This window comes from Streptomyces paromomycinus (assembly GCF_003865155.1).
In the GTDB taxonomy this organism is placed as follows: Bacteria; Actinomycetota; Actinomycetes; order Streptomycetales; family Streptomycetaceae; genus Streptomyces; species Streptomyces chrestomyceticus.
This window is the reverse complement of sequence record NZ_BHZD01000001.1, coordinates 4,974,491-4,997,028: the sequence shown is the minus strand read 5'-3', so window position 1 is coordinate 4,997,028 and position 22,538 is coordinate 4,974,491. Positions and strand designations below refer to the sequence as shown.

General features: G+C 71.0%; 26 protein-coding genes. 13 read left to right on the top strand and 13 right to left on the bottom strand.

The genetic code is table 11. The annotated features are described in order from the left end of the window. Positions 1-37: 37 nt before the first annotated feature. Both OEIGOIKO_RS21150 and OEIGOIKO_RS21145 read left to right on the top strand, forming a co-directional pair. Positions 38-649 (top strand): TetR/AcrR family transcriptional regulator, encoded by a 612-nt coding sequence (locus OEIGOIKO_RS21150; protein WP_125055366.1) that lies wholly within the window; start codon positions 38-40, stop codon positions 647-649. Positions 650-653: 4 nt separating this feature from the next. Further along, positions 654-2,156, top strand: a complete 1,503-nt coding sequence (locus tag OEIGOIKO_RS21145) for an MFS transporter (protein ID WP_125055365.1) — start codon at positions 654-656, stop codon at positions 2,154-2,156. A gap of 21 nt (positions 2,157-2,177) precedes the next feature. Here OEIGOIKO_RS21145 and OEIGOIKO_RS21140 read toward each other — a convergent pair whose 3' ends face one another. Further along, a complete protein-coding gene (locus OEIGOIKO_RS21140) occupies positions 2,178-3,164 on the bottom strand; it encodes an NAD-dependent epimerase/dehydratase family protein (protein WP_125055364.1) in 987 nt (328 codons plus the stop codon). Between the two features lie 173 nt (positions 3,165-3,337). Between OEIGOIKO_RS21140 and OEIGOIKO_RS21135 the strand changes: the two genes are divergently transcribed. After that, a complete protein-coding gene (locus OEIGOIKO_RS21135) occupies positions 3,338-4,084 on the top strand; it encodes a TetR/AcrR family transcriptional regulator (protein ID WP_125055363.1) in 747 nt (248 codons plus the stop codon). An 86-nt stretch (positions 4,085-4,170) separates the two neighbouring features. Here the strand turns inward: OEIGOIKO_RS21135 and OEIGOIKO_RS21130 are convergent, their stop codons facing one another. After that, the gene (locus OEIGOIKO_RS21130; protein ID WP_125055362.1) at positions 4,171-4,467 is read right to left on the bottom strand and encodes a hypothetical protein; all 297 of its coding nucleotides are present in this window, start codon (positions 4,465-4,467) and stop codon (positions 4,171-4,173) included. Positions 4,468-4,648: 181 nt separating this feature from the next. Here OEIGOIKO_RS21130 and OEIGOIKO_RS21125 point away from each other — a divergent pair, with 181 nt between their 5' ends. After that, positions 4,649-4,897 (top strand): hypothetical protein, encoded by a 249-nt coding sequence (locus OEIGOIKO_RS21125; protein ID WP_174857195.1) that lies wholly within the window; start codon positions 4,649-4,651, stop codon positions 4,895-4,897. A 6-nt stretch (positions 4,898-4,903) separates the two neighbouring features. On the opposite strand, the gene OEIGOIKO_RS21120 is transcribed toward OEIGOIKO_RS21125, so the two are convergent. Further along, entirely contained in the window at positions 4,904-5,959 is a 1,056-nt protein-coding gene (locus OEIGOIKO_RS21120; RefSeq protein ID WP_125055361.1) for a YncE family protein, read from the bottom strand. A 148-nt stretch (positions 5,960-6,107) separates the two neighbouring features. On the opposite strand from OEIGOIKO_RS21120, the gene OEIGOIKO_RS21115 reads away from it, so the two are divergent. From OEIGOIKO_RS21115 to OEIGOIKO_RS21105, 3 genes are all read left to right on the top strand, one after another. After that, positions 6,108-7,004 carry a LysR family transcriptional regulator gene (locus OEIGOIKO_RS21115; protein WP_125055360.1) on the top strand — a complete coding sequence of 299 codons (897 nt, stop codon included), beginning with the start codon at positions 6,108-6,110 and terminating at the stop codon, positions 7,002-7,004. A gap of 100 nt (positions 7,005-7,104) precedes the next feature. Beyond that, positions 7,105-7,269, top strand: a complete 165-nt coding sequence (locus tag OEIGOIKO_RS21110; protein ID WP_218040003.1) for a hypothetical protein — start codon at positions 7,105-7,107, stop codon at positions 7,267-7,269. Between the two features lie 183 nt (positions 7,270-7,452). Beyond that, the gene (locus OEIGOIKO_RS21105) at positions 7,453-7,983 is read left to right on the top strand and encodes a VOC family protein (RefSeq protein ID WP_125055359.1); all 531 of its coding nucleotides are present in this window, start codon (positions 7,453-7,455) and stop codon (positions 7,981-7,983) included. A 61-nt stretch (positions 7,984-8,044) separates the two neighbouring features. Here the strand turns inward: OEIGOIKO_RS21105 and tgmC are convergent, their stop codons facing one another. The 5 genes from tgmC to OEIGOIKO_RS21080 form a co-directional block, all read right to left on the bottom strand. Beyond that, positions 8,045-9,238: an ATP-grasp peptide maturase system methyltransferase gene (gene tgmC, locus OEIGOIKO_RS21100; protein WP_125055358.1), complete on the bottom strand. Its 1,194-nt coding sequence runs from the start codon at positions 9,236-9,238 to the stop codon at positions 8,045-8,047. Next, positions 9,235-10,212 (bottom strand): ATP-grasp ribosomal peptide maturase, encoded by a 978-nt coding sequence (gene tgmB, locus OEIGOIKO_RS21095; RefSeq protein WP_125055357.1) that lies wholly within the window; start codon positions 10,210-10,212, stop codon positions 9,235-9,237. The genes tgmC and tgmB overlap by 4 nt, the downstream gene beginning before the upstream one ends. 3 nt (positions 10,213-10,215) lie before the next feature. Then, complete coding sequence (gene tgmA, locus OEIGOIKO_RS21090) at positions 10,216-10,473, bottom strand: putative ATP-grasp-modified RiPP (RefSeq protein ID WP_174857194.1); 258 nt, start codon at positions 10,471-10,473, stop codon at positions 10,216-10,218. 145 nt (positions 10,474-10,618) lie between these two features. Then, positions 10,619-10,828: a DUF397 domain-containing protein gene (locus tag OEIGOIKO_RS21085; protein WP_125055356.1), complete on the bottom strand. Its 210-nt coding sequence runs from the start codon at positions 10,826-10,828 to the stop codon at positions 10,619-10,621. A 3-nt stretch (positions 10,829-10,831) separates the two neighbouring features. Then, entirely contained in the window at positions 10,832-11,707 is an 876-nt protein-coding gene (locus OEIGOIKO_RS21080) for a helix-turn-helix domain-containing protein (protein WP_307721238.1), read from the bottom strand. 162 nt (positions 11,708-11,869) lie between these two features. Between OEIGOIKO_RS21080 and OEIGOIKO_RS21075 the strand changes: the two genes are divergently transcribed. After that, positions 11,870-12,322, top strand: coding sequence for an ATP-binding protein (locus tag OEIGOIKO_RS21075; protein WP_125055354.1), 453 nt, complete (start codon positions 11,870-11,872; stop codon positions 12,320-12,322). On the opposite strand, the gene OEIGOIKO_RS21070 is transcribed toward OEIGOIKO_RS21075, so the two are convergent. Beyond that, on the bottom strand, positions 12,285-13,130 hold the full coding sequence (locus OEIGOIKO_RS21070) for a GNAT family N-acetyltransferase (protein ID WP_125055353.1): 846 nt from the start codon (positions 13,128-13,130) through the stop codon (positions 12,285-12,287). The genes OEIGOIKO_RS21075 and OEIGOIKO_RS21070 overlap by 38 nt on opposite strands. A gap of 174 nt (positions 13,131-13,304) precedes the next feature. Here OEIGOIKO_RS21070 and OEIGOIKO_RS21065 point away from each other — a divergent pair, with 174 nt between their 5' ends. Both OEIGOIKO_RS21065 and OEIGOIKO_RS41685 read left to right on the top strand, forming a co-directional pair. Then, positions 13,305-13,715, top strand: a complete 411-nt coding sequence (locus tag OEIGOIKO_RS21065) for a GNAT family N-acetyltransferase (protein WP_125055352.1) — start codon at positions 13,305-13,307, stop codon at positions 13,713-13,715. A gap of 186 nt (positions 13,716-13,901) precedes the next feature. Continuing rightward, positions 13,902-14,078 (top strand): hypothetical protein, encoded by a 177-nt coding sequence (locus OEIGOIKO_RS41685; RefSeq protein ID WP_167515145.1) that lies wholly within the window; start codon positions 13,902-13,904, stop codon positions 14,076-14,078. 86 nt (positions 14,079-14,164) lie between these two features. On the opposite strand, the gene OEIGOIKO_RS21060 is transcribed toward OEIGOIKO_RS41685, so the two are convergent. The 3 genes from OEIGOIKO_RS21060 to pdhA are packed head-to-tail and all read right to left on the bottom strand — an operon-like array spanning position 14,165 to position 17,820. Continuing rightward, complete coding sequence (locus OEIGOIKO_RS21060; RefSeq protein WP_125055351.1) at positions 14,165-15,622, bottom strand: dihydrolipoamide acetyltransferase family protein; 1,458 nt, start codon at positions 15,620-15,622, stop codon at positions 14,165-14,167. Between the two features lie 21 nt (positions 15,623-15,643). Further along, positions 15,644-16,627 (bottom strand): alpha-ketoacid dehydrogenase subunit beta, encoded by a 984-nt coding sequence (locus OEIGOIKO_RS21055; RefSeq protein WP_125055350.1) that lies wholly within the window; start codon positions 16,625-16,627, stop codon positions 15,644-15,646. Between the two features lie 2 nt (positions 16,628-16,629). Then, positions 16,630-17,820 (bottom strand): pyruvate dehydrogenase (acetyl-transferring) E1 component subunit alpha, encoded by a 1,191-nt coding sequence (gene pdhA, locus OEIGOIKO_RS21050; RefSeq protein WP_125055349.1) that lies wholly within the window; start codon positions 17,818-17,820, stop codon positions 16,630-16,632. A gap of 353 nt (positions 17,821-18,173) precedes the next feature. Here pdhA and OEIGOIKO_RS21045 point away from each other — a divergent pair, with 353 nt between their 5' ends. From OEIGOIKO_RS21045 to OEIGOIKO_RS21035, 3 genes are all read left to right on the top strand, one after another. Continuing rightward, positions 18,174-18,833 carry a response regulator gene (locus OEIGOIKO_RS21045; RefSeq protein WP_125058829.1) on the top strand — a complete coding sequence of 220 codons (660 nt, stop codon included), beginning with the start codon at positions 18,174-18,176 and terminating at the stop codon, positions 18,831-18,833. Positions 18,834-19,082: 249 nt separating this feature from the next. Next, on the top strand, positions 19,083-19,499 hold the full coding sequence (locus tag OEIGOIKO_RS21040) for a pyridoxamine 5'-phosphate oxidase family protein (RefSeq protein WP_125055348.1): 417 nt from the start codon (positions 19,083-19,085) through the stop codon (positions 19,497-19,499). Positions 19,500-19,522: 23 nt separating this feature from the next. Continuing rightward, the gene (locus OEIGOIKO_RS21035; RefSeq protein WP_125055347.1) at positions 19,523-20,563 is read left to right on the top strand and encodes a phosphotransferase; all 1,041 of its coding nucleotides are present in this window, start codon (positions 19,523-19,525) and stop codon (positions 20,561-20,563) included. A 210-nt stretch (positions 20,564-20,773) separates the two neighbouring features. On the opposite strand, the gene OEIGOIKO_RS21030 is transcribed toward OEIGOIKO_RS21035, so the two are convergent. Further along, positions 20,774-22,426: a protein kinase domain-containing protein gene (locus OEIGOIKO_RS21030; RefSeq protein WP_125055346.1), complete on the bottom strand. Its 1,653-nt coding sequence runs from the start codon at positions 22,424-22,426 to the stop codon at positions 20,774-20,776. Positions 22,427-22,538: the final 112 nt, after the last annotated feature.

The window sequence follows — 22,538 nt, the reverse complement described above, 5'->3', positions numbered from 1 at the left end:
GTAGACAGCGTCTACTCGCCACTGGTAGACACTGTCTATGCACACGTCGAGCGAGCCCTCGGGGCCGCAGCCGGAAGACGGCGGGCTCCGGTCCCGCCTGGTGACCACCGGAGCCGAACTGGTCGCGACCGAGGGAGTGCAGGCGCTGACGCTGCGGGAGATCGCCCGCCGCGCCGGCGTCTCGCACGGGGCCCCGCGCCGCTACTTCCCCACGCACCTCTCCCTGCTGTCCGCCATCGCGCGGCAGGGCTTCGGCGAGCTGTCGGAGCACCTAGCGGCGTCGGCGGCCGACAGCCCGCCGGACCCGCGCGCGCAATTGCACACTCTTGCCCGTGCCTACCTGGATTTCGCCCGCACGCGCCCCGGCATGTACGAGCTGATGTTCCGCCACGACTTGTTGGAGAGCGGCCACCTCGGGCTAAGGGATACGAGCCTGCCGCTGTTCAGCACGCTCGTCGACCTGATCGCCCAGGTCGGGACCCGCCCGGCCGCCGACCCCGCCGTCGTAGCGGGCGCCCTCTGGGCCAACCTGCACGGCATCGCCCAACTGTGGGGATGGGGCAGCCTCCAGCTCGCGACCGGCACCGCCGACGTCGAGCCGCTGCTGAGCGCCGCGCTCGACGCACACCTAGGCCCGGCGGCCCGGTGACCCCATGACTCCGACCCGTCTCCGGCATCTCACCCTCGTCAGCAGCATCACCGGGGCCGTGATCGTCGCCCTGGACGGCACCGTGCTGACCGTCGCCCAGCCCACCCTGCAACGGGACTTGGGCGCCACCTTCGTACAGGTCCAATGGGCGAGCACCGGCTATCTGATCGCCGTGGCCGGACTGCTCGTCTTCGCGGGCCGGCTCGGTGACCGCTACGGCCACCGGCGGGTCTTCGCCACCGGGGTGCTCGGCTTCGCCGTCACCTCGGCGGGCATCGGGCTGGCCACCGGCATCGGCTGGGTCATCGGCCTGCGCGTCGCCCAGGGCGTGTTCGGCGCGCTGTTGCAACCGGCCACGCTGGGTATGCTCCGCTCGGCCTACCCGCCCGACCGGCTCGGCAGGCCCATCGCGATCCGTACGAGCGCCATCGGGCTCGCGGCCGCGGCCGGTCCCGTACTCGGCGGCGCGCTCGCCGCCCACCTGGGGTGGCGGGCGGTCTTCTTCCTCAACGTCGTCCCCGCGCTGGGGGCGTGCGCCGTGGCCCTGGCGGTACGGGTGCCAGGGGCGGGCCCCGAGGGCGGCGCCGAGCCCCTGCCCGCCCCCGTACGGCCGTCCCGGCCGGACCGGCTCGATCTGCCCGGCGCCTGCCTGCTCGCGGTGGCCCTGAGCGGCCTGGTGCACACGCTCGTCGGGCTGCCGGAGTCCGGCTGGACGCCCGTCACCGCACTCGGGCTCGCGGCCGCCGTCGTGGCCGCAGCGGCCTTCGTACGGCACGAGTCGCGGACGTCCGCGCCGCTGGTCCCGTCCGGCGTGCTCCGCGCCCCGGGCGTCACCCCGGCCCTCGGCATCCTGGTCAGCGCTTCAGCGGCCATGTTCGGCGCGCTGTTCCTCTGCACGTACTACCTCCAGGACGTCCTCGCGCTGGACCCGTTCCGCAGCGGCCTGGAGACGCTGCCGCTCGCCGTGACGATGGTGCTGGGCGCACCGGCCTCGGCCGTCCTGCTACGGCGGCTGGGCGCGCGCCGCACGACGCTGTACGGGGCAGCCCTGATCGCCGGCGGCGTGTTCCTGATGTCCCGGCTCGGCCAGACGTCGGGCAGCGTGGCTATCGGCAGTTGCTTCCTGCTGCTGGGCGCCGGGTTCGGCACGGTGATGGTGACCGCGACGGCCGTCGTCGTACGCCAGGCGTCCACACACACTGCCGGAGTGGCCGGTGGTCTCCAGCAGACAGCGATGAACATCGGGCCGACGCTGGGAGTGGCCGCGGCGACCATGCTGATGACGGCGTTCGCCGCGCCCGGGGGTGGGGCGGGGCCCGGCGGCGGGCTGCACGGAAGCGACCCCGTCTTCGTCTCCGCCATGGGCCCGACGCTCACGATCCTCGCGGGTGTGGCAGCCGTCGGCATGGCCCTGGCGCTCCGGCTGCCGGGGCGGGCCCGGACCGCAGCGGTCTCGGGCACCGATGAAGCACCGTCTCCCGCCCCGGCCGGGCAACCGGCCCCCTGAAGCGCCGCCCCAGGCTGCCCCTCAGGCCGTACCTTCCCCGGCCCCCACCGCTGCCCCCTGCTCCACCAGCCACTCCCGGTACCACTCCACCGTCGCGCCGATCCCGTCAGCCAGCGGGGTCGGCGTCATGCCGAAGCGCCGCTCGAACGCGTCCGAGACCATCGTCTGCGCCTCGGTGTGCTGGTAGAACAGCTCGGCGTACTCCGCCATGAACGCCTCGTCGAACGGCCCCCAGGGTCGCGGCTCCGCCAGTACCTCCGTCTCGAACGGAACCCCGGCGCGCTCCCGCACCAGAGCCAGCACCTCGCGCACCGTGGGAGCCGGGGCCGTCGGCAGGTGCCAGGCCTTCCCGTACGCGTCCGGCTCCTGGCCGAGCCGGGCCAGCCCGCGGGCGACGTCCCCGATGTAGGTGAAGCTGTGCGGCAGGTCCAGGCTGCCGAGGGCCAGGGCCGTGCCGCCGGTCAGGGCCGCCGGGAAGGTTGTGCCGCCCAGCGTCGAGTTGAGGACGCGCGGCCCGTAGAAGTCGGCGGCGCGGCCCAGGACGACCGGGAGCCGTCCCGCGTCGTGGGCCGCCAGGTACGCCCGGTCCAACTGGGCCCGCATCCGCCCCTTGCGGGAAGTGGCCCGCCACGGGGCGTCCTCGGTCAGCGGCACGCCGCCGGACGGCCCGTACGGGTAGAGGGTGTCCATCACCACCAGCCGGGCGCCGGCCGCCGCCGCGGCGTCCACGATGACCTTCTGGAGGGCGGGCATCACCTCCACCTGGAGCTCGTAGGCCACGTTGACGCAGTGGTAGACCACCTCGGCCCCGGCCACCGCCTCCCGGGCGGCGACCGGTGACCCCAGGTCGGCGGCGACGGCCTCCGCCCCCGGCAGGCCGCCCCGGCCCGAGCGGTCGACGGTCCGTACGCGGAAGCCCTGCCGGAGCAGTTCCTCGGCCAGCGTGGTGCCGGCCGGGCCGGTACCGAGGACGACGTGCAGTGGGGCGGATGGCGTGGCTGCGGACATGAGAGACCCCTGACCTCGAAGAAGCACGAAGGAACGCGGTACGCCGCACCACGGCGTCACGCGCTCGCACCACTCACTATAGCTACAACCTCTAACCAAAACTAGACTCGATACCCTGCCTTCGGACACACCGAAGATCCCGCGCCGCCCTGCCCGACTTCTGGAGCCGCCACATGCCCCCCGCTACGCCCCCCGCTCCCTCCGGGGCCCCCACCCCCCAAACCCCACGCCAGCGCTACCGGGCCCAGCTCCAGCAGGAAATCAAGCAGGCCGCGCTGGCGCAGATCGCGGAGGGCGGCATCGAGGCGCTGAGCATCAACGCCATCGCCAAGACCCTCGGCATGTCGGGCCCCGCCCTCTACAAGTACTTCCGCAACCGGGACGACCTGCTCACCGCGCTCATCAGCGACGGGTACGAGGACGCCGCCGAGGCCATCCGTACCGCCGCACACCGGACCGCCGGCCGGTCACCGCGCGAACGGCTGCTCGCCCTCGCCCACGCGTACCGCGACTGGGCCCTCGTCCAGCCGCACCGCTACCTGCTGCTCGCGGGCACCCCCGCAGCGTCGTACGAGGCCCCCGCCCACACCACGGGCAGCGCCCGCGCGGTCATGGGCCCGTTCCTGACCGTCCTGGCCGAGGGCACGCCGTGGCCGGCCGCCGAGCCGCTGTACGACGAGATGCGCGCCTGGGTGGAGGACACCCCCGCGGTCGCCGAGTGGGCCGCCGCGTACGCCCCCGCCGCCGACGACCCGGTCCCCGCGCTCGCGGCCTCCGTGCTCGCCTGGTCCCGTATGCACGGCATCGTCAGCCTCGAAGTCCAGGGCAGCTTCCAGGGCATGGGCCACGACTCCGCGACACTCCTCGCCCTCGAAATCGGGTCACTGGCCGACGCGGTGGGGCTCTCTTCCGACGCCTGACGTCTGACGCCTGACGTCTCACGGATCACGTATCACGAAAAAGGGCCTTGGCGATGTCCGTCGCCAAGGCCCCGCAGGTTGCGCCCCTACCGCGCGGCCCCCTTCTTGCAAGCCGGCTTCACGTACTTGTCCTTGACGTGCAGCGCCTCCAGCCGCTGGCGGCAGATGTCGAGCGAGTACCGCGACCCCTCACCGTCCTCGGCGATGGAGCACGCCTTGGCGGCTTCGCCACCGACCGGCACGTTGTACCCCTTGTGCCGCAGATACTGCTGGCAGTCCCACGACCACGCCTGCGCCGGCCCCGCCGTCATCAGCGGCAACGCCCCCGCCACGAACACCCCGCTCGCGGCCACGGCCGCCCGCTTGACCCATTTGTTCCGCATCACACGTTCCTCTCGGCGCTCACTGGTGCCGGGGCCGCCTGCCCGTGATCCGGGGAGCCATGCCCGTCGTACGCGACCCACGTCTGCTCGCTTCAGCAGCACGCGCCCCGCCTGCCGCCCTAGGATGCGAGAGCACGGCGCCACCCCGGCCAGCACCCGGTACGAGGGAGAGGGCAGCGGCATGAGTGCCCAACCCGACGCACAGTTCACCAGGGCCACAGAAGCGGAGTCGTCCGAGCGCATCAAGGGTCTCCGGCTCAAGTGGGCGACAGCCGTCGAGCTGAAGCGGCGACGCGACCTCGATCAGCGCATGGAAGCCGCACAGCGCCTCGTTCACACCCTCGACCGTGACGACCCGAAGTGGCGAGCCGCCATGGACGAGGTCCGGGATGTCTACAACGAGGCACGCCAGGCGGTGACCGGCGGCTGAGTGCGCTCAGGCCGCCCGCGGAATGTACGCCAGCCCGTGGGCACCCGCCTCGCCGCGCTTGGCGATGTCCAGCCGGGCGACCATCTCCCAGGTCTCCAGGTCGACCACCTCGACGGTGGACGACGCGATGCAGGCCACGTACCCGAGACGGCCGTCCGGCGACGAGGTGATGGTCAGCGGGGCGCGCCCCACCTCGATCCCGCCCAGGCACTCGCCGGTCCCGGCGGAGAACCCCGTGAGACGCCCCGGCGCGTGTCCTCCGGGCTGGGATTCCGGGTCGGATGCCATTCGCTCTTCGCCCACGAGCAGCTGGCCCGCCGAGGTCAGGTGTACGGGTACGACGACGTGTTCCGTGGGCAGGGTGCCGACGACGGACGCCGTCCGGGCGTCGATGACCTGGATGCCGGCGTCCGGCCGGTCCCCGGAACCGGCGAGCACGGAACCGGCGTACGGAGCGGCGACGAAGACCCGCGTGCCGTCGGCGGCGACGGCCAGCCCCTCGCTGCCCGGCACTTCGACCTTCGTCGTGAGGACGCCCCGTTCGAGGTCCACGACCGACACGAACGGCGCCTCCTTGTTGGTGGCGTAACCCGTCGTGCCCGCGGGGTCGATGGCGAACCAGTGCGGTCCGGGCGCGTCCGTGTCGATCCGGCCTACCGGCCGGCGCGTCTCGGTGTCGATCACCACGACGCCGCCGGGCCGGTCCGCCGAGCCCTCCACGCTGACGTACAGGCGGCGGCGCGCGGTGTCGAGCGCCAGGCCGTGCGGGCCGTGTTCCGGTGCGAGGTCGATGACCTCGACGACGCGCCGGGTGTCGGGGTCGATGACGGTCAGTTCGGTGCTCCGGCCGCTGTTCGCGTGGTAGTAGCCCGAGCGGTACGTGCTGGTGCACCACAGCAACCGCTGCGTCGGGTCGTAGCACAGCTCGTGCGGCTGGGCCGGCACGTCCACCGTACCGACGTGCCGGTCGGTGGCGGCGTCGAAGAACGCGACCGACGGACCGGTCTGACTGACGACGGCCAGGACGTCGCCGTCCCGGCCGGTGCGCGCTGACTGCGGCATGGCGAACTCCTTGAGTGGTGTGGTGTGGACGGGGCGTCACGCGTGTTCGCGGACTTCTCCACTCTCGGCTCGCGGCGACCCGGCGAACAATGCAAGGATCGGCATCCAATAGTTGCCTCAAACGCAAAAGCCCAGCTCAGGAGCGTCATTGGATCTCAACTTGCTCCGCGTCCTGGACGCCCTCCTCCAGGAGAACAGCGTGACCCGCGCCGCCGGACGGCTCGGTACGTCGCCCGCCGCGGTCAGCCGCACCCTCGCCCGGCTGCGCCGCGCGGTCGGCGATCCGCTGCTGGTCCGCGCGGGCCAGGGCCTGGTCCCGACCCCGCGTGCCGTGGAACTCCGCGACGAGGTAGCGGATTTGCTGCGCGGCTGCGACAACGTCCTGCGCCCCGGGGCCGGGTTCGACGCCGTCCACCTCCAGCGCACCTTCGCCGTGCAGGCCACCGACCTGATGCTGTCGGGACTGGCCGGGATCTTGACCGAGCGCATCCACCAGGAAGCCCCGAACGTGGACGTGGTGTTCCTGCCGGAGGCGGCGGAGGGCGGCCCGGCGCTGCGGCAGGGTTCGGTGGACGTGGAACTGGGCGTACTGGGACCCCTCGACCCGGAGATCCGCACCCAGCCGCTGACCCGGATGACGGTGGCGGGCGTCGCCCGCAGCGGTCACCCGCTCTTCGCCGGACGGATCGACGCCCGCCGCTTCGCCGCGGCCGGCCACATCGGCATCTCCCGGCACGGTGAACGCCTCGGCCCCATCGACAGCGCCCTCGCCGAACGCGGGCTGCGCCGCCGGATCGCGGTCGTCGTCCCGAGTCACACCAGCGCGATGATCCTCGCCCGCGACACCGACCTGGTCGCCCTCACCCTCGCCGACTGGCTCCCCGGCACCATCACCGCCCTCGGCCTGCGCACCTTCCCCATCCCCCTCGACCTCCCCGCCATCGACTTCGGCATGGCCTGGCACCCCCGCAACTCGGCGGACCCGGGCCACCGGTGGTTCCGCGAACACCTGGCCGCGGCGGTGCGGGGGCGGCCCCACAGGTGAGCCCTAAAGGCCGAGGGTGACCCGCAGGTCGCGCAGGCACTCCTCGAAGACGGGCTCCATGTCGGAGTACGCCGCGGCCCTGGCCACGCCCTGGCTCAGCATGATCGGCGCCCTCCTGTTCCCCGGCACCGCCACGTACGACCCGGAGTTCGCCGACCGCACCGTTTTCGTCCTCGGCATGCACGGCCAAGTCTTCATGGCCGTCGTCCTGACCCTGGCCCTGCTCGGCGCGGCGGCGGCGACGCTGCGCGGCGGGGAGGACTGACCAGCACCGGTACCGCGATCCCCCCACCCGGGCCACTCGACAGAAGGCCGACACTCCAGCGCGCGAACAATGGCTCATTTTGGTTTAACGTTCAACCTACGTGAAGCGCATGCTGATTGGAGCAGCGGAGACCACCTCCGGTCTCCGGTTCAACGCCCCATCCAATGAACGGAGATGACCCACATGAGCCAGCCCCTGCCGCTCCGCCTTCACCACCACGCATGGATCACCGACGACCAGGAAGCCAACCGGCACTTCTACGAGGACGTCATCGGCCTGCCCCTGGTGGCCACATGGACCGAACGCGAGGTGCTCTCCGGCGCCGAACGCGCCTACAGCCACGCCCTCTACGGCATGGCCGACGGCAGCGCGCTCGCCTTCTTCCAGTTCGCCGACCCCAAGGACCAGGAGGAGTTCAAGACGGACCTCAATTACACCCCCCTGCGCCACATCGCCTTGAAGGTCGAGAAGGAGACTCAGGAAGCGATACTCAAGCGCGTCGACGCGGCGGGCCACGCCGATGCGAACGCCCACGTACTCGACCACGGCTTCTGCGTCTCGCTGTACGTCACGGACCCCAACGGGCTCATCCTGGAATTCGCCGTCGACCACCCCGACGTGAAGCAGATCGACGCCGAGCGACGCGCCACAGCACACGCCGACCTCGCCCGCTGGCTCGCCGGCGACCACACCAGCAACAACCACTGGCGCTGACCCCTGCCGCCGGGCCGTGACCGGCACGCCCGTGCCCGTCTTGTGCGTGTCTCGAACACCGTCAGGGCAACGTGAGCTCGGCAAGCCGATCGTGGATCAGTCGTTGTCCACGGCTGTCGACACGAAGCCGGAAGGTGGCGGGTGCGGGCTTGCCCGCCAGGTCGAAGGCGTCGATGACGGCTTCGATGCGGTCCCAGAGCCGGACGGGCCCTTTCTGCTGCACCTTCCAACCGTGACCGCCAGGAGTGAGGCCGGCGGCTGAGCCGGTGACGGTGTCGATCAGATACGTTCCGCTGTCGAGGGCGGTCAGCTGGGCGGAAGGTGTGGCGCTCTGGGCGAGGAACCGCAGGTGGAAGGCTTCTGTGGTGGCCGCGGTGATGCGCTCGGGTGCGTGTCGGGCTTCGCGTGACGCCTCAGGCATGCCGGCGGCCCAGTGCGCGGGGTTGCCGAAGGCGGGCGCGGCGTGGGTACGGGCGCTCATGAAACTGACCGTGCCGTCGAGGAGGGGCCCCTCGGCCGTACCGTCCTCTCCGACGGTCAGCAGGACGCGGGCATACCCGTAGAGCCAGCCACTGAGGGTGAGCAGAATCTTGCCGCCGGGACGCGTCTGGCCGATGAGGGCGGGCGGGACGGTGCGGAAGGAGCAGGCGGCCACGATGCGGTCGAAGGGCGCCTCGGGCCAGTAGCCGTACAGACCGTCGGCCACGGCGAGGGTGGGCGTGTAATCGGCGCTGTACAGCGCGGCGGCGGCCTGGGCCAGGCGGCGCTCGTCGACCTCGACGGAAGTGACGGCCTCCGGCCCGAGGTACTCGCAGGCGAGGGCGGTGGAGTAGCCGCTGCCCGTGCCGATCTCCAAGACATCGTGGTCAGGGCGTACGTCGGCGTCGGCCCACATGCGCACCACCAGGGACGGCAGGGTGGAGGAGGAGGTGGGGGCGCCGCCGTGTCGGACTGCTGGGTCCTTCCAGTCGGGTTCTTCGCCGTCGAACTGGGTGATCAGGGTGGTGTCGGAGTAGGCGGCGGTCAGCCAGCGGGCCGGGTCACGTTCGGCGGTGACCGGCTCCCACAGGGGAAGCCCGTTGGGGTCGCGTTCGTCGGCAGGCAGGTAGAAGCCGGGCACGAAGAGGTGCCGGGGAACGGTACGGACGGCATCGAGCCAGCCCGAGGTGTCCCTGCCGACGCCCGTCAGCGACTGGGCCAGCTCCCGGCGTCGCTGGGCAGCGTCGTGATCGAGACCGTCGGCCTGCCATGTCATGACGGTGCTCCCTGCTGGAGGAGGTCGGCGAGCGCTTCCACGATCTGATCGGCGTCCGGAAGCCACCCGAACTGGCCGTTCGGGTTGCACTCGTAGACCGTCCAGTGCTCGGGGTGTGCGGCGTCGCCGGTCAGGGCGAAATCGAAGCACCCGAAACTCAGGGTGAACGATCGCAGGTAGGCGCGCAGCGCGGACGCGATGCGATCCGGTACCGGGGTCGGGGCATACGCCAGCGCCTCGGGTGGACAGCGGCGCCAGTCCACCACGTCCTCGGGGGCGGCGATCGTCTGGGCGAAGAGGCGGTCGCCGGCCATGGTGACCCGTACGTTGCCGACGCTGGGAACCCGGGCCTGGAAAAGGTGGGCGGTCACCGCGATCGAGTCGTCGAAGGTGCCGGGGTCGGCGGGCTGGGCCCAGATGGCGCCGGTGTGACCGTCTTCCGTGGGCGGCAGACCCCGGAAGGTCTTGTAGATGATCCGCCCGTGGTCAGCGGCGAACTTCACAGCCTGTGCCCTGTCATTGGTGATCAGGGTCGGGGGGATGGTCAGCCCCAGCTCGGCGAAGCGCTGCAACTGGGCGGGCTTGAAGTCCGCTCGGGCGATCGCGGAGGGGTGGCTGACATACCGGACGCCGCGCAGCCCGTACAGAAGCCCTCCGAGACCGTGCCGGGCCTCCGTGGCTGAGAAGTCACGCTGTTGCGGGGGCAGGTGTGCGAAGCGGTCCTGGTAGGGGGTGGGGCGGCGATAGTAGATCGCCGCCACGTCGTCCAGCTCCACTTCCCGGGATGACGTACGTACCGTGCCCCTCCACACGGGCCCGCCGCCCTCGCCGATGCGCGCCTCGAACGACAGGCCGGCGCCGATGTCCGCCGGGTCGATACGCGCCACCGGTGTACCTCGCGCGTTCAGCGCCGCGATCACCCAGTCGGCGGTGACGTCCTCCAGCGAGGTGATGACCAGCACGGTGGAGGCCACTGGTCAGTCCGATTCGTAGTCGGTGGTGTTGTCGTCCTGGACCTGCGGTGCCGGCTGCTGACCGTCACCACCTCCCGAGAACGACGCCGTGCCCGTGGTCTTGTTGGTGCCGTGCTTCCCCATCTCCACCACGCGACCGTTCGCATCGGTGTAGACGGCAGTCTGGGTGCCCTCGTCCAGGTACACCGATGCGTACGTCGGCGGCCCTGCCGGTAGACGGTCGGTGACCAGACACAAACCCCACGGGGCCGTAGACGCCATACGAACATCCCATCTCGCTACAGAACGAAGCGCTACCACTGCGTTCCGCCGTGGGCGCCCGCCAATCCTGGCGAGCCCCCAGGGGTGAGCACCAGTCCCTCTAACGGATGGAGTTCGGTACGGGGAGGCAGCCGGGGGCGCGGAATCACACGGCGGAATCCTCCGCGCGTATCTGCCCGTCGGCCACGGCGGCACGGAAAGCCAGCCACTCACGGTCGCCGAAGAGCAAGGTGCGCCCTGACGGGTTCTTCGAGTCGCGGACAGCGACGACCGAAGGAACGTTGGTGGCGACCTCGACGCACTCGCCGCCAATCGGACTGCTGTGGCTGGACTTGACGAATCGGAACACGTGCACGTCCTACAACCCCTTACGCAGGCTATCGATCAAGTTCACTGAGTCATCAGGCGTGAGGCTCAACTCCACAGTGCGGTCGAAAAATTCCCGGTACAGAGTGCTCTCACCCTCGTGCTCGACCCAAACTGTGGACGTGATGCCGTCGACGTGAACCACGTCCACAGCCTCGGACTCGGCGAACGAGACGATGTTGAAAGGGCTTGTGGCACAAGGGTGAGATCCGGCGGCATACGGCAGGACCTGCAGCGTCACGTTGGGCAACGTAGCCATGTCCAACAGCCGGGCCAACTGATCGCGCATAACCTCAGGACCGCCCACCATTTGGTGCAGCGCGGCCTCCCAGATCACCGCATGCACCTGCAAAGGCCGATCGTCGGTCAGCCTCGCCTGCCTCCGCATCCGGACTTCGACGATTCGCTCGATCGTGTCCTGGTCCTGCCATGCCTGGTTACCCGCCGCGAGGGCTCGGGCGTACTCAGGCGTTTGACACAACCCCGGAATCAGCGACAACTGCCAGTTACGAACCTGACTCGCCACATCCTCCAACGCGATGTACTCCACCAAGGCACCCGCGTTTGGCGAATGGTGCCACCACCCCTTCGCCTTCCGCCGTTCCCGGTCCAGCTTCGCCAGCCTCAGCAGCGCCCCCACCTCCATGGGGTCGTACCGCTGGTAAAAAGCGCAGAGCGCGGTGATGTCCGGGTCTCTGACCGGGACCCAGCCGCGCTCGATTTTGACGATCTTCGTGGCTGTAGCACTGAGGACCTGGGCAGCTTCTTGTTGCGTCTTGCCCGCCGCGACGCGAAGCAGCAAGAGCTGCCCGCCGAGCCGCCGCCCCAGCACGGTCGAGACCCGGTTTCCCTGCTCTGAACGGTTCACCAGGTCAGTCTGGCGTGTGCCGGACCCTCCCGTCGATGACCTTCACTCGTGCGGGGAATATCTTCCCCGAGATGCGAGTCCTAGGGCAGAAGTGCCCCTACAGTCGCTCATCAAGCGCGCTGCCTGAGCACGCAGTTGGCACTCCGACGGAGGCGATCAGCCATGCCCGTTCCCCAACTCCCCCACCTCACCCACGAAGACAAGCTCGACTACACCCCCACCGCCCGCAGCGTCTCCCTCGCCCGCCGCCGCGCGGCGCGGCTGGTGGCGGAGTGGGGGCAGGTGGAAGCCGCTGGGGATGCGGCGCTGATCGTTTCGGAGTTGGCTACCAACGCGCTGCTGCACGGGACGCTGCGGGGGCGGCTCTTCCGGGTGCGGTTGGTGATGAGCGCGACGACGTTGCGGGTCGAGGTGAGTGATCCGCGTGGGGAGCGCGTGCCGCGCAAGAGGCGTGGGGTGGCCTCCACATCGGGGCACGGGCTCGTGCTCGTCCACGGCCTCGCCGACCGGTGGGGGAGCGAGCCCCGTACGGTCGGCAAGACCGTGTGGGCGGAGGTGGAGCTCCCCGTACGTACCGTTACGCGGCCATGCGTCCCTGGGCGATCAGGCGGTTGACGACGCGCATGTGGGCGGGGGCGCAGCGTTCGCGGGATTCCTGGGCGTCGAACCAGGCGTATTCGGCGATCTCGCGGCCGGGGGCGGGGCTGATGTCCTGCGGGCCGCCGGTGAAGCAGGTCATGTGGAGGGGGCGGCCGGCGTTCACGCCGTGGGCTGTGGCGTGGATGGTGAAGGCTTCACGGAGGCCGCCTGCCGGGACGGACAGGCCCAGTTCCTCGGAGAGTTCACGGGAGAGGGCCTCGGGGGCGGTCTCCCCCGGTTCGTACTTGCCGCCGGGCAGGTAGAACGTGTCGTTGCCGCGCGTACGGACGCTGAGCAGGCGGCCGTCCCGTATGTGCAGCCAGCCTACGGAGCGCAGGGGCGCCGGGCGGCCGAGGGTGATCACCACCTCGCCGGTGGCCTCGTCGGTGCGGCGGTCGCGCTCCGTGAAGCCGAGGTGGGCGTAGAACGCGCGGGCCGCCTCGTTGCGTGCGAAGACGCCGAGGGTGAGGGCGCCGTGGCGGGACGCGGCGTGTTCGAGGAGCTGGGCGCCGATGCCGCGGCCCTGCGCCTCGGGGGCGACGAAGAGGCCGCCGATTTCGGAGCCGAGCAGCCCCAGGAGGGCGACGACCGTGCCGTCTCGCTCCTCCTCGGCGACCCAGTTGTCCGCCTGGGCCAGGTAGACCTCGCGGACCTCGCGCGCCCGTTCACCCGTACCCTCGCCCTCGATGAACGGGTGGGCCCGGCGTACGGCGCGGGACCACAGGTCCATGACGGCGGGCTCGTCCGCCGGGCGGTAGGGGCGGATGATCGTCGGGCTGCTCATCCGGTCGACGGTAGGCGGGGAGGAGGGAGGTGACAACTTCATTTGAGGCGGCGGCGACCGCCGGACGGTGGTTGATCATGAACGGCCCCGCGGGCCACGCTGAAACCTCCGGCTGGGAGCGGGACTTGCCGCTCCGACGAGGCCCCGAGCAAGAAACGAAGGAGACGCACCTTTATGTACAAGTGTGAGCAGATCGTCGGCGCCGCCCTGGACGTCGGGGAGGCCGCGGACCTCTACCGCGCGTCCACCCTCGCCGAGCGCCGCCCGGTGGAAGACGTGGAGCGGTTCTCCCGGATGCTGGCCGGCGCGAACCTCGTCGTCACCGCCCGCACCGAGGACGGCCGCCTCATCGGCATCGCCCGTTCGCTCACCGACGGCGCCTACGCCACGTACCTCTGCGATCTCGCTGTGGACGCGGAGTTCCAGGGGAGGGGAGTCGGACGCGAGCTCGTCCGCGTCACCCGGGAAGCGGCCCCGCGCGCCAAGCTGATCCTGCTCTCGGCGCCGGGCGCGGTCGATTACTACCCGCACATAGGTTTCACCCGCCATGACTCCGCCTGGACGCTCCCCGCCCTCGGCGCCTGAGGCCCGGCACGGCCCTGACGTCGGCTCCGTGCTCTGCCGAAGGATGTACGCGGCGGCAGATCGGTGTCCGACTTAAGGCTGACGTGAGTCTGTACCTGACGCGTACGACATCGGCGGAATCCCGTGAAGTAATGGGAGGGAGGGGTCGCCAGTGCGGCTCCGAACCGTACGCAAGGGGAGACCACCATGCAGTCCAGGACGAACGCCGGCCGCCGTGCTCGGACCACCGTCATGGTCGCGCTGCTCGTGGCCGCGCTGTGGGGCGGTGTCGCGCTGACGAAGGGCGCGGCGCAGGCCGACGGGTCGGCGCCGGGCGGGCCCGTGGGGCACCTCAGCCGCGCCGTCGAGATCATCCGGGGCTGAGGAGAACAGACGTCACCAGCAGGGCGGGCCCGGAGGCGAACCGTTTCGGTTGCCTCCGGGCCCGTCCTTATGTGGTGCTCAGCGGGTCACGCCCAGGTGATCAGCCGCTTGGGCTGTTCCAGGATCGCCGCGGTGTCCGCGAGGACCTTGGAGCCCAGTTCGCCGTCGACCAGGCGGTGGTCGAAGGACAGCGCCAGCGTGGTGACCTGGCGGGGCTTGACCTTGCCCTTGTGGACCCAGGGCTGGAGCTTGACCGCGCCCATGGCGAGGATCGCCGGCTCCCCGGGGTTGAGGATCGGGGTGCCGGTGTCGACGCCGAAGACGCCCACGTTGGTGATGGTGATCGTGCCGCCCGCCATGTCGCCCGGCGCCGTCCTGCCCTCGCGGGCCGTGCTGACCAGCTCGCCGAGCGCGGCGGCCAGCTGCGGCAGGGTCTTGGCGTCCGCGTCCTTGATGTTCGGGACGATCAGACCGCGGGGGGTGGCCGCGGCGATGCCCAGGTTCACGTAGTCCTTGCGGACGATCTCCTGGTTCTCCTCGTCCCAGGCCGCGCTGATCTCGGGGTTGCGCTTGATGGCGACCAGCAGCGCCTTGGCGACCAGCAGCAGCGGGTTGACACGCAGGCCCGCCATGTCGGGGTCCTGCTTCAGCTCCTGCACGAGCTTCATCGTGCGGGTCACGTCGACGGTGATGAACTCCGTGACGTGCGGCGCGGTGAAGGCGCTGTTGACCATCGCCTGGGCGGTGGCCTTGCGTACGCCCTTGATGGGGATGCGGGTCTCCCGGGCGCGGACCGCCTCGGAGCCCGAGGAGGGCACGGTGGCACCGGTGGTGTCCGGCTGCGCGGCCGGGGCCTCGGGGGCGGGCGCGGGGGCCGCCGCCGCGTGCACGTCCTCGCGGGTGATGACACCGTCCGGGCCGGTCGGGGTGACCGTGGCCAGGTCGATGCCGAGGTCCTTGGCCAGCTTGCGGACGGGGGGCTTGGCCAGCGGCCGCCCGGCCACGGGGACGGCGGCCGGGGAGGCGGAAGGAGTGGGAGGGGCGGCGGAAGGGGCCGCCGGGGCCGCCGCGTGGCCGTTCAGTTCCGCCTGGACCGCCGCGGCGGCCGGCTCCTGTACCGGTGCGCCCGGCTGCGGCTTGCGCGCCCGCCGCTTGGTGGACGACGGGGCCGCGCCGTACCCGACGAGGACGGCCTGCCGGCCCTGCGGCTCGGCGTCCTCCTCGTCGGCGGCCGGAGCGGACTCGGCAGCGGCGGCCGGGGCGGGTGCCTCGGCCGGGCCGGCGCCGGGGTCGGTGTCCACGGCGATGATGGAGGTGCCCACGTCGACGGTGGCGCCCTCCTCGAAGTGCACCGCGTGCACCACGCCCTCGTACGGGCAGGGCAGCTCCACGGCGGCCTTGGCGGTCTCCACCTCGCAGATGACCTGCCCGTCGGTGACGGTGTCACCGGGCTGTACGTACCACTTGAGGATCTCGGCCTCGGTGAGTCCCTCGCCCACGTCGGGCATCTTGAACTCGCGGAAGCGCTGCTCGGTTGCAGTCATGGTCACTACTCCTCAAGCCCTTCAGTACGCCAGCGCGCGGTCGACCGCGTCGAGCACCCGGTCGAGTCCCGGCAGGTATTCGTCCTCCAGCCTGGACGGCGGGTACGGCGAGTGGAAACCGCCCACCCGCAGCACCGGCGCCTCCAGGTGGTAGAAGCACCGCTCGGTGATGCGGGCGGCGATCTCCGAGCCCGAACCGAGGAAGACCGGTGCCTCGTGGACGACGACCAGCCGCCGGGTCTTCTCCACCGAGGTCTGGATCGCGTCGAAGTCCATGGGTGAGATGGAGCGCAGGTCCAGGACCTCGACCGACTTGCCCTCCTCGGCGGCGACCTTGGCCGCGTCCAGACAGACCTTGACCATCGGCCCGTAGGCGGCCAGCGTCACGTCCGTACCCGCCTGCGCCACCCGCGCCACGTGCAGCGGGTCGGGGATCGCCTCGGTGTCCACGCGGCCCTTGTCGTGGTAGCGGCGCTTGGGCTCGAAGTAGATGACCGGGTCGTCGCTCTCGATGGCCTGGCGCATCATCCAGTACGCGTCCGAGGCGTTCGAAGGCGACACGCACTTGAGGCCGGCGACGTGCGCGAACAGGGCCTCGGGCGACTCGGAGTGGTGCTCGACCGCGCCGATGCCGCCGCCGTAGGGGATACGGATGACGACCGGCATCTTGATCTTGCCGAGGGCGCGGGCGTGCATCTTGGCGAGCTGGGTGACGATCTGGTCGTACGCGGGGAAGACGAAACCGTCGAACTGGATCTCCACCACGGGCCGGTAGCCGCGCAGCGCCATGCCGATGGCGGTGCCGACGATGCCGGACTCGGCCAGCGGGGTGTCGATCACCCGCTCCTCGCCGAAGTCCTTCTGCAGCCCGTCGGTGACCCGGAAGACGCCGCCGAGCTTGCCGACGTCCTCGCCCATGACCAGGACCTTGGGGTCGGCCTCCATGGAGGCGCGCAGCGACGCGTTGATCGCCTTGGACAGCGTGATCTTCTCGAAGACAGCCATGGTCAGTTCTCCTCCGCGTCCACGAACGACGCCTGGTACGCGGCGAACTGCGCGCGCTCCTCGTCGACGAGCGCGTGTCCGTCGGCGTACACGTTCTCAAAGATGGCCATGGTGTCCGGGTCCGGCATCGTGCGCACCACCTCGCGCACCCGCTTGCCCAGCGCCTCGCTCTCCTCCTCGACCGCGTCCAGGTACGCCTGGTCGGCGATGCCCTCGGTCTCCAGGTAGGTGCGCAGCCGCAGGATCGGGTCCTTGGCCTCCCACGCCTCGCGCTCCTCGTCGGGGCGGTAGCGCGTCGGGTCGTCGGAGGTGGTGTGGGCGCCCATCCGGTACGTGAACGCCTCGACCAGGGTCGGGCCCTCGCCCGCCCGGGCCCGTTCCAGGGCCGCCTTGGTCACGGCCAGGCACGCCAGGACGTCGTTGCCGTCCACCCGCACGCCGGGGAAGCCGTAGCCGCGGGCGCGCTGGTAGAGCGGGACGCGGGTCTGCTTCTCGGTGGGCTCGGAGATCGCCCACTGGTTGTTCTGGCAGAAGAACACCACGGGGGCGTTGTAGACCGCGGAGAAGGTGAAGGACTCGGCCACGTCGCCCTGGCTGGAGGCGCCGTCACCGAAGTACGCGATGACCGCCGAGTCGGCGCCGTCCTTCTGGACGCCCATGGCGTAGCCGGTCGCGTGCAGCGCCTGCGAGCCGATGACGATCGTGTACAGGTGGAAGTTGTTGGTGGTGGGGTCCCAGCCGCCGTTGTTCACGCCGCGGAACATGCCCAGCAGGTTCGTCGGGTCCACGCCACGGCACCAGGCGACCCCGTGCTCCCGGTAGGTCGGGAAGACGTAGTCGTCGTCGCGCAGCGCGCGCCCGGAGCCGATCTGCGCGGCCTCCTGGCCCAGCAGCGAGGCCCACAGGCCCAGCTCGCCCTGGCGCTGGAGGGTGGTCGCCTCGGCGTCGAAGCGCCGCGTGAGGACCATGTCCCGGTACAGGCCGCGCAGTTCCTCGTCCGACAGGTCGATCGCGTAGTCAGGGTGCTCGACGCGCTTGCCTTCGGGGGTCAGCAGCTGTACCAGCTGATCCTGCTCCGCCTCGGCAGCGGCCGGGGCGGCCGCCTTCGCCTTGGCGGGTGACGCCTTTTTTGCGGTGGTGCGCTTGCCGCCACCGCGGGTGTTCTTCCGCGCGGCAGTGCTCTCCACGGTCACGTGCTGCTCCTCCGTCTGTCCGGCCCCCGGGGTCCGCCGGTGGCCGTATTGCGGCTCACCCGGTATCCGTGTGCGGCGCACGGGGTGTGTGCGGCACGGCGCGGCCCGGGTGGAACAAGGTGCCCCGGCCACGGCCTGCCGGAAGGGGCGTTGTGCCCTACTTCCGGAGCCTAGGCGAAAGGGGCCCTGACCTGCGACTTTGCTTGGGGTTCCAAGTATTTTGCTTGGATTTCCGAACAATCGCGCCGACCAGTCGGCAATCCCCTGCTCACAGCGTTGCAGTCCGCCGGGACAACGGCACGTTATATCGGTGACCTGGAGCACGGGAAGACTTCGTGTGTGAGACTGAGCAGGTGCGCGAAGAAGGAAAAATCACGGTATTCCTGCTCGACGACCACGAGGTCGTGCGGCGCGGCGTCCACGAGATGCTCTCGGTGGAGGCGGACATCGAGGTGGTCGGTGAGGCCGGTACCGCCGCAGATGCCCTGGTCAGGATCCCTGCGACCCGTCCCGACGTCGCCGTGCTCGACGTCCGGCTGCCGGACGGCAGCGGCGTGGAGGTCTGCCGGGAGATCCGTTCCCAGGACGAGTCGATCAAATGCCTGATGCTCACCTCTTTCGCGGACGACGAAGCGCTCTTCGACGCCATCATGGCGGGCGCGTCCGGGTACGTGCTCAAGGCGATCCGGGGCAACGAGCTGCTGACCGCCGTACGGGACGTGGCGGCCGGCAAGTCGCTGCTGGACCCGGTGGCCACCGCCCGCGTACTGGAGCGCCTGCGGGACGGCAACAACGCGCGCGGCGACGACCGGCTGGCCAATCTGACCGAGCAGGAGCGCAAGATCCTCGACCTGATCGGCGAGGGGCTGACCAACCGGGCGATCGGCGAGCGGCTGCACCTCGCCGAGAAGACGATCAAGAACTATGTCTCCAGCCTGCTCTCGAAGCTGGGCATGGAGCGCCGGTCGCAGGCGGCCGCTTATGTGGCGCGGATGCAGGCGGAGCGGCACTAGCAGGTGCGGGGGCGGCGTGGCGGCCGCGCGGGACGGCCGCCGGCCTCTTGTGAATATCCCGGGTGGAAACTGTGAACGAATATCTTGGGTGAACGTTCAAGAGTAGGAAAAATTCGGCGCCCGTAACCCCTCTGACCTCCTGAAACGGCACCGAAGCGGAGAATTGCCGCACGATTCAGGACCAACGTCCCGTTTCCACCAGGGCGGGTGCCCCTACTTTCGTGCGCACCGGCACGGCAGGGTGTAGCCATGCCCACCGACGACCTCCACGCCATCGAGCTGCTGAACCGCGTCCCCTACGGACGGGTGTCGGCCAGCCAGCGGGCGCTGCCCTTCACCGCCGTCACACGGCATGTCGTGACCGACGGCCGGCTGCTGCTGCGGCTGCACCGCGGCCACGGCTACCACCGCGCCCTGGACGGCAATGTCGTCGCCTACGAGGCCGACAACGTGAACTCCGGCGCCAACGACACCTGGTCCGTCCAGTTCACCGGCACCGCCCGCGCCATCGCGCCCACGCCGGCCGAGTACGAACTGTTCGGTCCCACCCCGCGGCTGGCCGACGGAGAGCCCTTCGACCCGGTTTTCCTCCGCATAGAACCGGAGTTTGTCAAGGTCCACTACCTCTGTGATGTCCCTGTGTTCCGATACGCCCACTCAGCGTGACGCAGTGATCTAACATCTGGCGCGTGCTGCGCTCATCCGATGTCCGGACGGTGACCACCCCCGGCGGACACATCCTCGGCTCCCTGCTGCGCCGTTACGGCGCCGGGGAGCCGTTGACGTGCGAGCCGGTCGCCGAGGGACTGCTCAACCACGGCTACCGCCTCGCCACCACCCACGGCCGCTACTTCCTCAAACACCACCTCGACGGCGACCAGGCCGCCATCGCCCGCCAGCACCGCGCCACGCGCCGCCTGGGCGCGCTCGGCCTGCCGGTCGCCCCGCCGCTCGCCGACGCGGACGGCCGTACGGTCACGGTCCTCGGCGGCCGGTGCTACGCGCTGCACCCGTGGGTCGAGGGACGCCACCGCGACGGCGCCGCCCTCACCCGGCTCCAGTCGCGCCGCCTGGGCGCCCTGCTGGGCCATGTGCACACCGCGCTGGAACAGGTCATAACGCGCGACCCGGCGGGGCCCCGCAGCCCGTACGAGCACCCGGGCGCCGACCCGGCACGGACCTTCGAGATGATCGACGAACTGCTCGCACTCGCCCGCCGGACCCGCCCGCGCAGCAGCTTCGACGAACTCGCCGAACACCGGCTGCTGGAGCGCCGGACGCTGCTGGAACGGGAGGCGCACCGGCGCCCCGCGGCCGCGCAGGTACCCGCCGCGGGCTGGGTCCACGGCGACTTCCACCCGCTCAACCTGCTCTACCGGGGCGCCGAACCCGCCGCCATCGTCGACTGGGACCGGCTGGGCGTGCAGCCCCGCGCCGAGGAGGCCGTACGGGCCGCGGCCATCTTCTTCGTCCAGCCCGCCGGCACCCTCGACCTGCCGAAGGTACGGGCCTACGCGGGCGCCTACCGCCGCGCCTCGGGCGCCGGCGCGGCGGAACTGGCCGCCGCCGTCCACCGGGTGTGGTGGGAACGCCTCAACGACTTCTGGATGCTCGACTGGCGCTACCGGCTCGGCGACCGGCGGGCCGACCCGCAGTTCCCGGCGGCGGCCGCGCTGGCGGTGTGGTGGACGCGGGAGTACGGGGCCGTTCAGGGGGCTTTCACGGAGTGAGGGGCTTGCGGGGGGGGCTCGGGTGGGCTGGAGCGGCCCGGAACAGCGGAGCGGGCGGCCGGTGGTCCGGCCGCCCGCTGTGTCCGGACGAGGTGCTGAGCGGTGGTCAGGCGGACGCTGAGCGGCGCTCAGGTGGACGCTGACCGGTGCTCAGATGGACGCAGGCTGGTGATCAGGCGGTCGCTGACCGGTGATCAGGCGCTGCGGCCGTCAGTCGCCGTCCAGGTCGCCGACGGCTCCGGTGCCGCCCGGGCCGGTGCCCGCGCTCGTCCCGGTGCTCGTGTTGCCGCTGCTGGTGTTGCCGTTCGACGTGTTGCCGTTGGAGTCGCCGCCGTTGCCGCCGTTGGCACCACTGCTCGTGTTGCCGCTGGAGGTGTTGCCGTTGGTCGGCTTGCCCGACGGCGTCGTCGTCGGGGGCTTGCTCGTCGGCGTCGGCGAGCTGGGCGGCTGGGAGGTGCGCGGCGTGCTCGGGTAGCGCGTCGTCGGCGGGTTGTACGTGTGCGAGTTGCCGCCCGAGCCGCCCGGCTGGGTGTACGTGTTGGTCGGCTCGTCGGACGGTTCTTCGGAGGGCTGCTGCTCCGAACTCTGGGAGGCCGACGGGGTCGGGGTCGGCTTCGTGTCCGGCTTCCCGTCACCGCCCGCGTTCTTCAGCGCGATGGCCACGCCGACCGCGATGGCGATCACCGCGAGCGCCGCGATCAGCCAGATCTTGCCGCGGCCGCCCTTGGCGGGCCGGTGCCCGCCCTCGTAGCCGCCGTCGCCGTCCCGCATGGTGGGGGGCAGGATCGGCTGGGCCGTGGTCTGCCCGTGGTCCGGGTGGGGCAGCGCCGTGGTGGCGGCGACCGAGCCCAGGGCCGGGGTGTGCCCGCCCTCGTGCACGGCGACCGGGCCGGTGTTCCACGTACCGGTGTGGCCACCCTGCTCGTGCAGCATCTGCAGGGCGTACTGGACCAGCCCGCGCATCTCCTCCGCGGTCTGGAAACGGTCGTCCGGGTCCTTGGCCAGCGAGCGCATCACCAGGCCGTCCAGCTCCGGCGGCACCGCCCCGGCGACCTCGGAGGGCGGCACCGGCATGTCCTGGACGTGCTGGTAGACGACCGACAGCGGGGTCTCGCCGGTGAACGGGGGGCGCAGGGCCAGCAGTTCGTACAGCAGGCAGCCGGTCGCGTACAGGTCGGAGCGGGTGTCCACGGTCTTGCCGAGGGCCTGCTCGGGCGACAGGTACTGCGGCGTGCCCATGACCATGCCGGTCTGGGTCATCGTCGACTGCGCGCCGTGCAGCGCGCGGGCGATGCCGAAGTCCATCACCTTGACCGCGCCGCCGTGCGTGATGATGACGTTCGCCGGCTTGATGTCGCGGTGCACGATGCCGTGCTGGTGGCTGTAGGCCAGCGCCTCCAGCACCCCGGAGACGATGATCAGCGCCTGGTCCGGCGGCGGGGCGTCCGCGTTCAGCAGCAGGTCGCGGATGGTGCGGCCCTCGACCAGCTCCATCACGATGTACGGCACGGTGTTGCCGCCGACGTAGTCCTCGCCGGAGTCGTACACCGCCACCACCGCGTGGTGGTTCAGCCCCGCGACGGACTGTGCCTCACGGGTGAAGCGGGCCTTGGAGACCGGGTCCTCCGCGAGGTCGGCCCGCAGCAGCTTGACGGCGACGGTGCGGCCGAGGCGCACGTCCTCGGCGGCGAACACCTCCGCCATGCCGCCACGGCCGAGCCGGCGCGTGAGCCGGTAGCGTCCGTCGCCCACCAAACCGCCATTGCCCCACATCTCCGGTGCATCGGAAGGATTTGCATCAGGAGAGTGGGAGCCGGTGGCATCAGGATCGGACGGGCCCTGGGGGCTCTGCGTCGGTGCCATCGGTCCTCGCCGTCGTATCGATCCGCATCACAGCGGTAAGGTCTCGGTCTTCGCTAGAGCACGCTACAGGCTCCGCGGCACACGCCGGTCCCGTGATGGACCGGTCATCACA

Bases quoted from the DNA above. Each gene is read 5' to 3' on its own strand.
- OEIGOIKO_RS21120 (WP_125055361.1), bottom strand. From the start codon at position 5,959: ATGCCGCAGTCAGCGCGCACCGGCCGGGACGGCGACGTCCTGGCCGTC.
- OEIGOIKO_RS21070 (WP_125055353.1), bottom strand. From the start codon at position 13,130: ATGAGCAGCCCGACGATCATCCGCCCCTACCGCCCGGCGGACGAGCCC.
- OEIGOIKO_RS21040 (WP_125055348.1), top strand. From the start codon at position 19,083: ATGCCCACCGACGACCTCCACGCCATCGAGCTGCTGAACCGCGTCCCC.
- OEIGOIKO_RS21105 (WP_125055359.1), top strand. From the start codon at position 7,453: ATGAGCCAGCCCCTGCCGCTCCGCCTTCACCACCACGCATGGATCACC.
- OEIGOIKO_RS21075 (WP_125055354.1), top strand. From the start codon at position 11,870: ATGCCCGTTCCCCAACTCCCCCACCTCACCCACGAAGACAAGCTCGAC.
- OEIGOIKO_RS21055 (WP_125055350.1), bottom strand. From the start codon at position 16,627: ATGGCTGTCTTCGAGAAGATCACGCTGTCCAAGGCGATCAACGCGTCG.
- OEIGOIKO_RS21150 (WP_125055366.1), top strand. From the start codon at position 38: ATGCACACGTCGAGCGAGCCCTCGGGGCCGCAGCCGGAAGACGGCGGG.
- tgmA (WP_174857194.1), bottom strand. From the start codon at position 10,473: ATGGCGTCTACGGCCCCGTGGGGTTTGTGTCTGGTCACCGACCGTCTA.
- OEIGOIKO_RS21135 (WP_125055363.1), top strand. From the start codon at position 3,338: ATGCCCCCCGCTACGCCCCCCGCTCCCTCCGGGGCCCCCACCCCCCAA.
- OEIGOIKO_RS21065 (WP_125055352.1), top strand. From the start codon at position 13,305: ATGTACAAGTGTGAGCAGATCGTCGGCGCCGCCCTGGACGTCGGGGAG.
- OEIGOIKO_RS41685 (WP_167515145.1), top strand. From the start codon at position 13,902: ATGCAGTCCAGGACGAACGCCGGCCGCCGTGCTCGGACCACCGTCATG.
- OEIGOIKO_RS21140 (WP_125055364.1), bottom strand. From the start codon at position 3,164: ATGTCCGCAGCCACGCCATCCGCCCCACTGCACGTCGTCCTCGGTACC.
- OEIGOIKO_RS21110 (WP_218040003.1), top strand. From the start codon at position 7,105: ATGATCGGCGCCCTCCTGTTCCCCGGCACCGCCACGTACGACCCGGAG.
- OEIGOIKO_RS21130 (WP_125055362.1), bottom strand. From the start codon at position 4,467: ATGCGGAACAAATGGGTCAAGCGGGCGGCCGTGGCCGCGAGCGGGGTG.
- tgmC (WP_125055358.1), bottom strand. From the start codon at position 9,238: ATGACATGGCAGGCCGACGGTCTCGATCACGACGCTGCCCAGCGACGC.
- OEIGOIKO_RS21030 (WP_125055346.1), bottom strand. From the start codon at position 22,426: ATGGCACCGACGCAGAGCCCCCAGGGCCCGTCCGATCCTGATGCCACC.
- OEIGOIKO_RS21060 (WP_125055351.1), bottom strand. From the start codon at position 15,622: ATGACTGCAACCGAGCAGCGCTTCCGCGAGTTCAAGATGCCCGACGTG.
- OEIGOIKO_RS21145 (WP_125055365.1), top strand. From the start codon at position 654: ATGACTCCGACCCGTCTCCGGCATCTCACCCTCGTCAGCAGCATCACC.
- OEIGOIKO_RS21125 (WP_174857195.1), top strand. From the start codon at position 4,649: ATGAGTGCCCAACCCGACGCACAGTTCACCAGGGCCACAGAAGCGGAG.